Raw genomic sequence first — 12206 nt, 5'->3', positions numbered from 1 at the left:
CGGATGCCTCAGGGTCGGGACGACCCGGAGGCGCGCCGCGTGCGCGCGCGGACGACGAGCGCCACCACCGAACGCCAACCGATCAGGAGCAGGCCGAGCGTGAGGGTGGCGACCACGATGAAGGCGACGGCGGTGCCCTGTCCCGATACGGCGCGCAGCAGCATCCCGATCACGACGGTGGACAGCCAGACGGGGATGCCCGTGCGGATCACGGTCAGCGGTCGGCGCCAGGCCCGCGCGATGAGCCATCCGCCGACGAGGCCGACGAGGAACGGCCAGGCGGTCATCCAGAGTCCGCCGAGGACGTCCGAGTCGTGACTGGCCCGACCTGTCGCGGCGAAGGCGACGACCACAGCGAGGTCGAGCAGCGCGGCACCGGCGACGGCGCGGCTCATGCGTCCGCCGCGATCGCCCGCGCAGGACGCAGCTGCGGGTCGAGGGTCTCGCGTTCATCGAAGACGAAGCATTCCCCCGTCCAGTGCGACCCGCCCACCTGCGCGAAGTAGCCGAGCACTCCGCCCTCGAGCTGCCGGGCGTCGACGCCGATCTCTTCGAGGTGCAGCGCGGCCTTCTCGCAGCGGATCCCGCCGGTGCAGAAGCTCACCACCGTCTTGCCCACCAGCTCCGAGCGGTGGCGGGCCGCGGCATCCGGGAACTCGGTGAACCGCTCGATGCGCCAGTCGAGCGCGCCCTCGAAGGTGCCGTGGTCGACCTCGAAGGCGTTGCGGGTGTCGAGCAGTACCACCTCCCGGCCGTCGTCGTCGGCGCCCTGGTCGAGCCAGCGGCGCAGCGTGTCGGGGGTGACGGCCCGCGCACGTCCCGCGCCCGGTCGGACGGTGGGGCGATCCATCCGGATGATCTCGCGCTTCACCTTGACGAGCATGCGCGCGAAGGGCTGCACGTCCGACCAGCTCTCCTGGGCGACGAGGTCGGCGAAGCGACTGTCGGCGCGCAGCTCGTCGAGGAATCCGCGCACGGCCCCGGCCTCGCCGGCCAGGAAGAGGTTGAGGCCCTCCTCGGCGAGGATGATCGTGCCGCGCAGACCGGCGGCGACCGCCCGCTCCCTCAGGACCGACCGCAGGGCGTGCGGGTCGGACAGGTGCGTGAACAGGTACGCCGAGACGTTGAGGACGGATGCCACGTTCCCAGCGTACGTGCCTCGCCCACTGTCGGAGCACGACGCCGGGAATGCGAAAACCCCCGGCATGACCGGGGGTTTTCTGAGGGTGACCCCAGCGGGATTCGAACCCGCGTTACCGCCGTGAGAGGGCGGCGTACTAGGCCGCTATACGATGGGGCCGTTCGCGACAACCGTTCGATTATGCCATGTCGATGACCGCTCGGCCAAATCGACGCGGGCCCCGCAGGCGCCGGTTGCCGTGGGGCCGACCGGAGCGTTGACTGGGCGCATGCGAGTGACCAAGCACGAACACGCCGCCCTCCGTATCGACGACTCAGGCCGCACCCTCCTGATCGATCCGGGCAGCTTCACCACCCCGCTGGACGACCTGAGCGACGTCGTCGCCGTGGTGATCACGCACGAGCATCCCGACCACTGGACGGCCGGCCATCTGGACCGCATCCTCGAGATGGCACCGGGCACGCCGATCTACGGGCCCCAGGGGGTCGCCGACGCGGCCGCGGGCTACGACGTCATCGTCGTCTCCCCCGGCGACACGGTCACGCTCGACTCGTTCACGCTGCGGTTCTTCGGCGGAGTCCACGCGGTCATCCACGAGTCGATCCCCGTCGTCGACAACGTCGGCGTGCTCGTCAACGACGAGCTGTACTACCCCGGCGACTCCTACGCCGTGCCGAAGGGCGTGAAGGTCGGCCTGCTCGCCGCACCCATCGGCGCGCCCTGGCTGAAGATCGGCGAGGCGATGGACTTCGTGCTCGCCGTCAAGCCCGATCGAGCGTTCGGCACCCACGACATGACGCTCTCGGTGATCGGCCGCGACATGGGACGCGCCCGGCTGAAGTGGGCGACCGAGCAGAACGGCGGGTCGTTCCTCGCCCTCGATCCCGGAGACAGCACCGACCTCTGACGCGCGGGCGGATGCCTCGGCTCCTCCCCTGTGGATAACGGCGACCGCCGGTCGGGGCCGCCGGATACCGTGAAGGGCATGAGGTCCCGACTCGCCGCTGCCGCCCTCGTCGCCGTGCTGGCGGCGGGCGCGCTGAGCGGATGCGTCGGCCAGCCCGCTCCCGTCGAGACCACGCCGGGCTTCGCCACGGAGGAGGAGTCGTTCGCCGCAGCGGAGCAGACCTACCGCAACTACGTCGACGCGCTCAACCAGGTCGACCTCAGCGACCCGAAAACATTCGAGCCGGTCTACATGTGGACCATCAATGATGCGAATGCTGCCGACAGGAAGTTGTTCAGTTCCATGCATGCGGACGGGCTCACCGTGTCGGGCACGACGCGGTCGACGCTTGTCGCCCCCTCCACTCCGACCGGAGACAGGAACACCATTGAGCTAGCGATCTGTCAGGACGTTTCGAATGTGACGCTGACGCGTCCAGATGGTTCCTCCGCCGTCGACCCGAACAGGGAGGGAATTCAGAGCAGGCTCGTCACGCTTGCTGGCTCAAGCTCGAGCAGCACGGGCTGGTTGATTAGTGAGTTCACCGCGCGTTCCGGAGCCCCGACGTGCGGAACCTAGGCCGTGTTGATCAAGCCGGTGCGTAGCCAGATCAGGGTTGCGGCGAGGGCTATCGCGGCTCGGTAGTTGCGGGCGAGCTTGTCGGTACGCATCGCGATGCCGCGCCACTGTTTGAGCTTGTTGAAGCACCTCTCGACGACGTTCCGGTCGCGGTAGCGGACCTGCTGCTGGGCACCGAAGTCGATCGGTCGTCCGGGCCGCTTGCGACGGTGAGCGATCTGGTCATCGCGCTCGGGGATCGTCGCGGCAATCCCGCGCTGACGCAGCCAGGCACGGTTCGCCTTCGACGGGTAGCCCTTGTCCGCGAGTACCCGATCCGGCCTCGTGCGCGGTCGGCCCTTGCCTGCACGGCGGACGTGAATGCTCTCAAGCACGGTGGTCATCATCGTGGTGTCGTTCACGTTCCCGCCGGTGAGGACCCAGGACAGCGGCCGCCCCTTGCCGTCCGCGACCAGGTGAACCTTGCAGGTCAGACCGCCGCGGGAACGGCCAATCGCATGATCAGGCGGCTCCGCCCGCAGATTCTTGTGATTCGGTAGAGCCCCCTGTGTCCCGCGCAAGCGTCGCGCCGTGCTGATGCACGCGCGCGATCGTCGAGTCGATCGAGACCACCCAGTCGACGTCGCCATTCGCATCGGCGAGCTTGTGAACCTCGCCCAGCAGCTTCTCCCAGGTGCCGTCTTCGGCCCACCGGTTGAACCGCTTGTATATCGAGTTCCACTTCCCGAACCGCTCCGGTACGTCTCGCCATGGCGCCCCAGTCCGGTACTTCCAGACCGCACCTTCCACAGCCAAGCGGTGATTCGTCCAGGGCCTGCCCGCCGTCTTCACCGCCGGCAGCATCGGCTCCAGGAGCCCCCACACCTCATCAGAGACCTCGCGACGCGTCACACACCAACACTCCACGACGAACACCGCGAACCCCTTGATCAACACGGCCTAGGGCACGCACTCGTCCGCTCTTCAATTGCGGTACTTCTCGCGACTGGAGGAACAGTTCATTTCGCGGGCGGCGAGTCGCCCTGCGACGGCAGTGGCTGGGCTGGAACGTGCACGAAGAGCAAGGGCACAAGCGTCGAGATTTCCGCGACGAACACGCAGCCCGGAACCAACGACGACGCGACCCGCGACTCCGGCGAAGGCGACTCAAACACCGGGCCGGTCAAACTTCCCCCGTTACCGTTCACGATCGAGGAGAACTGCACGGTCGACCTCGGCTGCCGCACGGTGTTCCCGGACGCCGCCACGCCCGCACCCGCCGATCCGGGCATCCCGCCGGTCACCGCGGCCGATCTCGCCGCCTTCACGCCTTCGCGCGCAACGCTCAGCGGCGAGCCGGCCGGAGTCGCGGTGGTCGGCATGCCGATGAACCTGGTGGCCGCGGCATCCGCCCACACCATCCCGGGGAGCCTCTTCGGTCGGAACGTCGCCGTCCGCTTCAGCCCGGCCGCCTACCGCTTCGCACCGGGCGACGGCGTGACGTTCACGAGCGCGACGGGCGGCACGGCGTGGGCGGGCCTCGGCCAGGCGGACTTCACGCCGACGTCCACCAGCCACGTGTACCGGGCTCGCGGCACCTACACCGTCGCGGTGACCGTGCTCTACGACGCCGCCGTCGATTTCGGCTCGGGCACCTGGTATCCGGTCATCGGCCAGGTCTCGGCGTCCACCGGCGGCTACGGCGTGCGCGTCGTCGAGGTGCACACCGCCCTCGTCGACAAGACCTGCCTCGAGAACCCGCGCGGCGTCGGTTGCTGACGGGCGCGCAGACGACGGATGCCGCGGACCACCCGGGTCCGCGGCATCCGTCGTCGAAGCGACCTACTCGGCGTCGAGGTCGGTCTCCAGCAGCGTGACGAGCTCGTCGAGCGCCTGCTCGGCTCCCTCGCCCTCGGCCTTGAGCGTCACGACCGTGCCGTGCGACGCGCCGAGGCCCATGAGCGACAGGATGCTGCCGGCGTTCAGGTCGGCACCGCCCTCGACGGCGATCGTGACGGGGATCTTCTTCTCCTGCACGGCCTGCACGAACAGCTTCGCGGGGCGGGCGTGCAGCCCGGAGCTGCTGGCGATGGTTGCCTGGCGTTCTGCCATGTCGTTCTCCTCGATCGGTACGGTGTGTCAGGCCATCGCGGGCTGCGAGGCGTCGGTGGCCGAGGCCTCCGCGGACGCCAGCTCCTTCGGAGCGACGAACCGCTTCAATCCCACCACGACCAGGGCGGTCACGACCACTCCGGCGACGAGCGCGATCAGGAAGCCCCAGATCGGCGAGATCGCGAAGAAGACGAAGATCCCACCGTGGGGAGCCCGCGACTCGACGGCGAACGCCATGGTGAGCGCGCCGGTCACGGCGCCTCCGAGGAGGTTCGCCGGGATGACGCGGAGCGGATCGGCGGCAGCGAACGGGATCGCACCCTCCGAGATGAACGAGGCACCCAGCAGCCACGCGGCCACGCCGTTCTCGCGCTCCACCGCCGTGAAGCCCTTGCGGTACAGGACCGTGGACGCGAGCGCCATGCCGAGCGGCGGCACCATGCCCGCGGCCATCACGGTGGCCATGATCTGCAGGTTGCCGGACGTCGCCGACGCGCCGAGACCCGCGACGGCGAACGAGTAGGCGACCTTGTTGATCGGACCGCCGAGGTCGAAGCACATCATGAGTCCGAGCACGATGCCCAGCACCACCGCGGCACTGCCGGTCATGCTCGTGAGGGCGTTGTTGAGCCCGACCGTGAGGGAGGCGATCGGGCCGCCGAGGATCAGGATCATCAACCCGGACGCGATGATCGAGGCGCCCAGGGGGATGATCACGACGGGCATGAGCCCGCGCAGCCAGCGCGGCACGGCCGGCTTGCCGATGAGCTTGGCCGCGTAGCCCGCGAGCAGACCACCGACGATGCCGCCGATGAAGCCGGCGCCGAGGTAGCCCGAGACGGCACCCACGACGAACCCGGGCGCGATGCCCGGCCGGTCGGCGATCGCGAACGCGATGTAGCCCGCCAGCGCCGGGACGAGGAAGCCGAGGCTCAGCTGGCCGATCTTGACCGCGGCGGCGCCGAGGTAGAAGGACAGTCCCTGCGGCGGGAGGTCGAACAGGTTGTAGTTCGCCAGCGCCCAGTCGTTGTAGGCCGCGCCGTTCGTGCCGTCGCCCGGAAGGACGATCTGGTACCCGTCGATGCCCGATCCGATGCCGGCGAGCAGGAAGCCGATGGCGATCAGCAGACCACCGCCGGCGACGAACGGGATCATGTAGCTCACGCCCGTGAGCAGGATGCGCTGGATGTTCGCACCCCAGGACAGGTTCTTGGCCGCGGCCGCGCCCGTGGCCGCTCCGGCCACGGCGGAGGCCACGCGGGCGCCCTGGGGATTCTTCGCCTCGGCGACGGCCTCGGCGATGAGCTGGGCGGGCTGCTCGATGCCGCGCTTCACCCCGGAGCGCACGACGGGCTTTCCCGCGAACCGGTTCTGCTCGCGCACGTCGACATCGTTGGCGAAGATCACCGCATCGGCGTCATCGATGATCTTCTGGTCGATCGCCTGGTAGCCGCTGGACCCCTGGGGTTCGACGACGAGGTCGATGCCGGCCTTCTTGCCGGCGGCGGTGAGCGCGTCGGCGGCCATGAAGGTGTGGGCGATGCCCGTGGCGCACGAGGTGACGGCGACGATGCGCACGGGCCGGCCGTCGATGGAGAGGGTGTCGGAGGCGGATGCCGCCGCCGCGGGTGCAGCGACGGGCGTCGCGGCGGCGGGTTCCGCATCCCCCTCGCCGATGGCGTCGCGGACGATGCCCACGACCTGGTCGGCCGTGGTGGCGGCGCGCAGGCCGGCGGTGAAGTCGTCGTGCATGAGGCTGCGGGCGAGCTTCGAGAGCACGGCGAGGTGGGCCTCGGCAGCACCCTCGGGCGCGGCGATGAGGAAGACGAGGTCGGCCGGTCCGTCCGGCGCGCCGAAGGCGACGCCGGGGCTCAGCCGCGCGAACGCGAGTGTGGCCTGAGTGACGGCCGGGCTCTTCGCGTGCGGGATCGCGATCCCGCCGGGGAGCCCCGTCTCGTCCTTCTGCTCACGTGCCCACGCGTCGGCGTAGAGCGCATCCGCGTCGGTGGCGCGGCCCTGCGCGACGACGCGGGCCGCGAGGGCGCGGATCACCGCCGACTTGTCGGCGCCGAGCGGGGTGTCGAGCGACACCAGCTCCGCAGTGATGGTCTGGGACATTCTGTGACCTCCATGGTCATCGGGCGCGGGTGCGCGGGTGTTACGAGACGGGGACGACCTCGATGTCCCACGCGGGGACGTCGTCGGGAGTGGGGATCTGCGTTCCGGGGAGGGATGCCGCGGCGGCCCCGTAGGCCACGGCGCGGCGCAGGCGATCGGCGGGGACGGCTCCGGATGCCTCGGCGATCAGGTAGCCGGCGAGCGAGCTGTCGCCGGCACCGACCGTGCTGGCGACGACGATCCTCGGGGCCGTGGCCCGCAGCACGCCCTCGGGGCCGACCAGCAGCGCACCGTCGGCGCCCAGGGTGACCAGCACCGCGCCGACACGATCGCCGACGAGTGTCCGGGCGTGGGCAATCGCGGTCGTCGCGACGTCGTCACCCGCACCCTCGGCGCCGACGAGCTCCGCCAGCTCCTCGTCGTTCGGCTTGATGAGGTCGGGGCGCGCATCGGCGACCACGCGGAGGAGGGCCGCTCCGGACGTGTCGACCGCGATGCGGGGAGCTTCGGCGCCGAGCCGGGCGCGCACCGCGGCGATCGTCTCGGCGTAGAACGCGTCGCCCGCTCCGGGGGGCAGGGAGCCGGCGAGCACCAGCCAGTCCGCGCCGCGCGCGCTCTCCACGATGCCCTCGATGAGCGCTGCGCGCTCGGCGGCCATCAGCTCGGCCCCCGGCAGGTTGATCTTGGTGGTGGTGCCGTCGGGGTCGGCGATGGTGAGGTTGGCGCGCACCCGGCCGGCGATCTCCACCCGCTGCAGCGGCACGCCGGTGCGCTCGGCCAGGACCACATAGGGATCGTCCGCGGACGCGGGCAGCACGGCCACGGTCGCCAGCCCGGCGGCCTGCAGGGCGCGGGCGACGTTCACGCCCTTGCCCCCGGCATCCTCTCGGCTGTCCAGCGCGCGCTGCACCTCGCCGTGGCCGAGCGGCGTCTCGAGCCGCACCGCACGATCGATGGACGGGTTCGCCGTCACGGTGACGATCATCCGACCCACACCTCGACATCGGCGTCGCGCAGGGCATCGGCCAGGACTGCGGGCGGCCGGGCGTCCGTGACCAGCACATCGAGATCCGCGAGTCCGACGAACGACACCAGCCGTTCCCGCTCGAACTTGCTCTCGTCCGCCAGCAGGACGACCCGCCGCGCCGAGCGCACGATCGCCGCCTTGACCGCCGCCTCCTCCGGGTCGGGGGTGCTGGCTCCGAACCCCGCCGACAGCGCGTTCGTTCCCAGGAAGGCGATATCGGGGCGGAGGGCCGAGATGGCGCGCACCGTCTCGGCTCCGACCGCGGCCGCGGTGACCCCCCGCACCCGTCCACCGACGATCGACAGCGACACGGTGTCGGCCGCTGCCAGTGCTGCCGCGAGCGAGAGCGAGTGGGTGACGACCTCCGCGGTACCGCGGATCGACGTCAGCCTCGGGGCGAGCTGATCGGCCACGGCGGCGGTCGTGGTGCCGGCGTCGAAGAAGATCGACCCGCGGAACCCCTCGGGCAGCACATCGAGGGCGCGACGGGCGATGGCCCGCTTGGAGTCGCTGTGGGCGCCGATCCGGTCGGCCATCGACGGTTCCACCGTGCTGGCCCGGTCGAGTGCGACGGCGCCGCCGTGCACCCGGCGCAATGCGCCCGAGCGCTCGAGGGCGTCGAGGTCGCGGCGCACGGTCTCGGTGGTGACGTCGAACTGCGTCGCGAGATCGAGCACTCCGACGCGGCCGGACTCCAGCAGCATCCGCTCGATCAGTTCCTGTCGCTCCGTCGCGTACACCTGCACTCCTTTGTTGCGTATCCACACGTTACAACACACTCCCACATATGTGAAGAGCCGATTTCCACCGTTTCCCACATAGCGGGCACCGGACGGGTTCTGGGCGATCTCCTCGCGGACGCCTCGTCCCCGCCCAGAGCGCGCAGACGGAGCTCGGAGGAGTTCTGCGCAGACTCGGTTCCGGAGGCTCCACCCGGGGTCCCAGTGAGGAGAGAACATGAAGGACAACACGAAGAAGGTCGCCGCGGCCGGCTCGCTCGCGGCCGTCGTGCTCGGCGGGACGCTCGTGCTCGGCATCGCGACGTCCGCCTCGGCCGCCACGCCCGACCCGACGGCATCCGCGTCGGCGAGCACGGGGTCGAGCTCGTCGGCGACCCCCGCGCCCGACCCCAGTTCGTCGTCAGCCTCGCCGTCGGAGTCGACCGAGAACCCGGCCACCGAGGCGGCCGAGGGCGCGAACGGCGCCCACGACCCCAGCAAGGGCGGTCACGTCGGCGCGAACGGGGTGACCGAGCAGCTGCTGACCGGCACCACGGCCGATCAGGTGCAGGCCGCGGTCCTCGCCGCCAACTCCGGCGCGACGATCGAGCGCATGGAGAACGACGCCGAGGGCGCCACGTACGAGGCGCACATCGTGAAGGCGGACGGCACGAAGGCCACCGTGAAGCTCGACGCCTCGTTCGCCATCACCGGCACCGAGACCGGGCACTGACACACTCGGTCCCGGGAGGGGCTCGGACGTCACCCTGCGGGCGTCCGGGCTCCTCGCACCCTGTTCAGGAAAACGAAAATCCCCCGCTGAGCGGGGGATTTTTCGAGCTGGGGTACCTGGACTCGAACCAAGAACAAAGGTACCAGAAACCTCCGTGTTGCCAATTACACCATACCCCAAGGCGCGGGACTCGCGTCCGTGCCGAAGATCGAGTCTAGCCGACCGCGGCGGGCACGCCAAACCGGAACGCCGCCACGCGTGTCATCCACGCTCGACGAGAGCGCCCAGTCGGCGCACCGTCTCGGCCTTGCCCAGCAGCTCCATCGACTCGAACAGCGGCGGCGAGATGCGGCGTCCGCTGAGGGCCGCGCGGAGCGGACCGTAGGCCACGCGCGGCTTGAGCCCGAGCCCCTCGATCAGCGCGCCGGCCAGCGCCTCCTGCACAGCCGCCGCGGTGAACTCCGCCTCCGGCACGAGCTCGAGCGCTCCCACCGAGGCGACCAGCACCTCGCCGGCGTTCGCGGGCAGCGACGCGAGCGCGTCGTCCTGATACGCGATCTCGTCGGTGAACAGGAAGCCGAGCAGGTTCGGCACTTCGCCGAGCAGCTGCACGCGCTCCTGGACCAGCGGAGCGGATGCCTCGATCAGCGCCTGCTCACGATCGGTGGGCTGCTCCCCCACGACGCCCGCGGCGGAGAGGTACGGCACGATGCGCTCGACGAACTCGGCGGGGGACAGCATCCGGATGTGATCGCCGTTGATCGACTCGGCCTTCTTCTGGTCGAAGCGTGCCGGATTCGGGTTGACGGCGGCGATGTCGAAGGCGGCGACGAACTCGTCGAGCGAGAAGACGTCGCGGTCGGGCGCGATCGACCAGCCGAGCAGCGCGAGGTAGTTGAGCAGGCCCTCGTGGATGAACCCCTTGTCGCGCTGGAGGAACAGGTCGGCCTTGGGGTCGCGCTTGGAGAGCTTCTTGTTGCCCTCCTCGCCCAGCACGAGCGGCATGTGCGCGAAGCGCGGGATGAACGTCGTGACCCCGGCGTCGACGAGGGCCGAGTACAGCGCCAGCTGCCGGGCCGTCGACGGCATGAGGTCCTCGCCGCGGATCACGTGCGTGATCCCCATGAGCGCGTCGTCGACCGGGTTGACGAACGGGTAGAGCGGAACACCCCCCGCCCGCACGAGCACGAAGTCGGGGAACGACCCCGCCGGGAAGGTGACCTCTCCGCGGATCAGGTCGTCGTAGGTGAGGTCGTGGTCGGGCACGCGCAGGCGCCACGCGGGCTCGCGACCCTCGGCGCGGAACGCGGCGCGCTGCTCGTCGGTGAGGTCGCGGTCGAAGTTGTCGTAGCCGAGCTGCTTCGCACGGCCGTTCGCCTCGTTGCGCGCGTCGATCTCCTCGGCGGTGGAGTAGCTCTCGTACACCGCTCCGGTCGCGATGAGACTCTCGAGCACCTCGCGATAGATCTCGTGGCGCTGCGACTGTCGGTAGGGCGCGTGCGGCCCACCGACCTCGACGCCCTCGTCCCAGTCGATCCTCAGCCACCGCAGCGCGTCGAGCAGCTGGTGGTAGCTCTCCTCGCTGTCGCGCGCGGCGTCGGTGTCCTCGATGCGGAACACGAGCGTGCCGCCGTTGTGGCGCGCGTAGGCCCAGTTGAACAGCACGGTGCGGATCAGACCGACGTGCGGCAGCCCGGTCGGGGAGGGGCAGAATCGCACGCGCACGTCGGCGCCGGTCGCGATGGTGGTGCGGGGATCGGGTGTAGAAGGCATCGCCGTCAAGTCTAGGCGGCGGCGCCCGCCCGCATCCGGCGTCAGGCGGCCGCGACGGCCGCGATCGCGCGCTCGAGGGCGCCGAGCGCCACCCGCGCCGCGGGCACCTGCTCGGCCCGATGCGCGGTCACGATGTGCAGGCTCCGCTCCTCGCCGCGCGGCAGGGAGCGCACCACGATCCCCGGCAGGAGCGGGAAGGATGCCACGGCCATGCGCGGCAGCGTCGCCACCCCCACGCGCTGAGCGACGAACCCCTCCACCGCGACGACGTTGTCGGTCTCGACGGCGATGCGCGGCATGAAGCCCGACCGCCCGCACAGCTCGAGCAGATGACCGCGGCAGCGCGGGCACCCGGCGATCCAGTCCTCGTCGGCCAGGACCGAGACATCCACCGTCGTCTGCTCGGCCGCCGGGTGCCCGGCGGGCAGCACCAGCACCAGGTCGTCGGCACCGACCGTACGCACCGACAGCCCCGATGCGCTGGCGACGTGGGGATCGTCCCGATCCCCGGGGTAGCTGAAGGTGAAGGCGATGTCGGCCCGATCCTCGCGGACCGCCGCGACCGCCTCGGGCGGCTCGGCCTCGACATACGTGACGATCACACCGGGGTGCCGACGCGCGAGGTCGGCCAGCAGGAGGGGGACGACGGTCGACGAGGCGGAGGGGAACGCGGCGAGCCGCACCCTCCCGGAGCGCAGACCCCGCAGCTCCGCCAGCTCCCCGGCCGCAGCATCCAGCGCATTCATCACTGCGGGCGCATGTCGGGCGAGCACACGGCCCGCGTCCGTCAGGCGCACGCCGCGGCCGACCCGCTCGACCACCGGCACGCCGGCACGTCGCTCGATGCGCTTGAGATGCTGGCTGATGGCCGGCTGGCTGTAGCCGAGGGCCTTGGCCGCCGCGGTGATCGACCCGTGGTCGGCGATCGCCTTCACGACGCGCAGCGTGTGCGCGTCGAACTCGACATCCTCCGGGTCGCCCGCGGTCATCCGGCGATCATAACGTCGTGCTCTGCGTGCGTCCGATCACGAATGGGCAACGGATGCCTCGCCGCACACCGGACGATCGAGGGCGTCCCT

The 12206-nt window shown here is 70.6% G+C and carries 12 protein-coding genes, 2 tRNA genes and 1 pseudogene; 4 read left to right on the top strand and 11 right to left on the bottom strand.

Annotation, left to right across the window (positions count from 1 at the left end; all coding sequences use genetic code 11):
- Positions 1-8: 8 nt before the first annotated feature.
- From ACSJDX_RS10975 to ACSJDX_RS10965, 3 genes are all read right to left on the bottom strand, one after another.
- Positions 9-395, bottom strand: coding sequence for a DUF3054 domain-containing protein (locus tag ACSJDX_RS10975; protein WP_438352715.1), 387 nt, complete (start codon positions 393-395; stop codon positions 9-11).
- Positions 392-1141: a sulfurtransferase gene (locus ACSJDX_RS10970; protein WP_438352714.1), complete on the bottom strand. Its 750-nt coding sequence runs from the start codon at positions 1139-1141 to the stop codon at positions 392-394. Before ACSJDX_RS10970 ends, ACSJDX_RS10975 begins: the two co-directional genes overlap by 4 nt.
- Positions 1142-1227: 86 nt before the next feature.
- Positions 1228-1300, bottom strand: a tRNA-Glu gene (locus ACSJDX_RS10965).
- A 109-nt stretch (positions 1301-1409) separates the two neighbouring features.
- Between ACSJDX_RS10965 and ACSJDX_RS10960 the strand changes: the two genes are divergently transcribed.
- Together ACSJDX_RS10960 and ACSJDX_RS10955 are read left to right on the top strand one after the other, a co-directional pair.
- Positions 1410-2048, top strand: coding sequence for an MBL fold metallo-hydrolase (locus ACSJDX_RS10960; RefSeq protein ID WP_438352713.1), 639 nt, complete (start codon positions 1410-1412; stop codon positions 2046-2048).
- Positions 2049-2126: 78 nt separating this feature from the next.
- Positions 2127-2666, top strand: a complete 540-nt coding sequence (locus ACSJDX_RS10955) for a hypothetical protein (protein WP_438352712.1) — start codon at positions 2127-2129, stop codon at positions 2664-2666.
- Here ACSJDX_RS10955 and ACSJDX_RS10950 read toward each other — a convergent pair.
- Positions 2663-3581, bottom strand: a pseudogene (locus ACSJDX_RS10950) (IS5 family transposase). The gene ACSJDX_RS10955 and the pseudogene ACSJDX_RS10950 sit on opposite strands and share 4 nt — an antisense overlap.
- 312 nt (positions 3582-3893) lie before the next feature.
- Between ACSJDX_RS10950 and ACSJDX_RS10945 the strand changes: the two are divergent.
- Positions 3894-4424, top strand: a complete 531-nt coding sequence (locus tag ACSJDX_RS10945; protein ID WP_438352711.1) for a hypothetical protein — start codon at positions 3894-3896, stop codon at positions 4422-4424.
- Positions 4425-4487: 63 nt separating this feature from the next.
- Here the strand turns inward: ACSJDX_RS10945 and ACSJDX_RS10940 are convergent, their stop codons facing one another.
- Genes ACSJDX_RS10940 through ACSJDX_RS10925 form a run of 4 tightly spaced genes read right to left on the bottom strand, consistent with a single transcriptional unit; the run spans position 4488 to position 8642 of the window.
- On the bottom strand, positions 4488-4757 hold the full coding sequence (locus tag ACSJDX_RS10940; protein ID WP_438352710.1) for an HPr family phosphocarrier protein: 270 nt from the start codon (positions 4755-4757) through the stop codon (positions 4488-4490).
- 27 nt (positions 4758-4784) lie between these two features.
- Entirely contained in the window at positions 4785-6875 is a 2091-nt protein-coding gene (locus ACSJDX_RS10935) for a PTS fructose transporter subunit IIABC (RefSeq protein ID WP_438352709.1), read from the bottom strand.
- A gap of 40 nt (positions 6876-6915) precedes the next feature.
- Positions 6916-7860 carry a 1-phosphofructokinase gene (pfkB, locus tag ACSJDX_RS10930; protein WP_438352708.1) on the bottom strand — a complete coding sequence of 315 codons (945 nt, stop codon included), beginning with the start codon at positions 7858-7860 and terminating at the stop codon, positions 6916-6918.
- The gene (locus ACSJDX_RS10925) at positions 7857-8642 is read right to left on the bottom strand and encodes a DeoR/GlpR family DNA-binding transcription regulator (protein WP_438352707.1); all 786 of its coding nucleotides are present in this window, start codon (positions 8640-8642) and stop codon (positions 7857-7859) included. Before ACSJDX_RS10925 ends, pfkB begins: the two co-directional genes overlap by 4 nt.
- A 217-nt stretch (positions 8643-8859) precedes the next feature.
- On the opposite strand from ACSJDX_RS10925, the gene ACSJDX_RS10920 reads away from it, so the two are divergent.
- Positions 8860-9354, top strand: a complete 495-nt coding sequence (locus ACSJDX_RS10920; protein WP_438352706.1) for a hypothetical protein — start codon at positions 8860-8862, stop codon at positions 9352-9354.
- A 107-nt stretch (positions 9355-9461) separates the two neighbouring features.
- Here the strand turns inward: ACSJDX_RS10920 and ACSJDX_RS10915 are convergent.
- From ACSJDX_RS10915 to ACSJDX_RS10905, 3 genes are all read right to left on the bottom strand, one after another.
- Positions 9462-9533: transfer RNA gene (locus ACSJDX_RS10915), tRNA-Gln, on the bottom strand.
- 82 nt (positions 9534-9615) lie between these two features.
- Positions 9616-11127 carry a glutamate--tRNA ligase gene (gltX, locus tag ACSJDX_RS10910; protein WP_438352705.1) on the bottom strand — a complete coding sequence of 504 codons (1512 nt, stop codon included), beginning with the start codon at positions 11125-11127 and terminating at the stop codon, positions 9616-9618.
- Positions 11128-11168: 41 nt separating this feature from the next.
- The gene (locus tag ACSJDX_RS10905) at positions 11169-12116 is read right to left on the bottom strand and encodes a LysR family transcriptional regulator (protein ID WP_438352704.1); all 948 of its coding nucleotides are present in this window, start codon (positions 12114-12116) and stop codon (positions 11169-11171) included.
- Positions 12117-12206: the final 90 nt, after the last annotated feature.

It is taken from the genome of Microbacterium fluminis, from assembly GCF_051549805.1.
GTDB lineage: Bacteria > Actinomycetota > Actinomycetes > Actinomycetales > Microbacteriaceae > Microbacterium.
The sequence above is the reverse complement of the archived record's forward strand: the minus strand, read 5'-3'. Positions and strand labels throughout refer to the sequence as shown.

Excerpts from the sequence above, each read along its gene's own strand:
- ACSJDX_RS10975 (WP_438352715.1), bottom strand. The coding sequence starts at position 395 with ATGAGCCGCGCCGTCGCCGGTGCCGCGCTGCTCGACCTCGCTGTGGTC.
- ACSJDX_RS10960 (WP_438352713.1), top strand. The coding sequence starts at position 1,410 with ATGCGAGTGACCAAGCACGAACACGCCGCCCTCCGTATCGACGACTCA.
- ACSJDX_RS10955 (WP_438352712.1), top strand. The coding sequence starts at position 2,127 with ATGAGGTCCCGACTCGCCGCTGCCGCCCTCGTCGCCGTGCTGGCGGCG.
- ACSJDX_RS10940 (WP_438352710.1), bottom strand. The coding sequence starts at position 4,757 with ATGGCAGAACGCCAGGCAACCATCGCCAGCAGCTCCGGGCTGCACGCC.
- ACSJDX_RS10935 (WP_438352709.1), bottom strand. The coding sequence starts at position 6,875 with ATGTCCCAGACCATCACTGCGGAGCTGGTGTCGCTCGACACCCCGCTC.
- pfkB (WP_438352708.1), bottom strand. The coding sequence starts at position 7,860 with ATGATCGTCACCGTGACGGCGAACCCGTCCATCGATCGTGCGGTGCGG.
- ACSJDX_RS10920 (WP_438352706.1), top strand. The coding sequence starts at position 8,860 with ATGAAGGACAACACGAAGAAGGTCGCCGCGGCCGGCTCGCTCGCGGCC.
- gltX (WP_438352705.1), bottom strand. The coding sequence starts at position 11,127 with ATGCCTTCTACACCCGATCCCCGCACCACCATCGCGACCGGCGCCGAC.
- ACSJDX_RS10905 (WP_438352704.1), bottom strand. The coding sequence starts at position 12,116 with ATGACCGCGGGCGACCCGGAGGATGTCGAGTTCGACGCGCACACGCTG.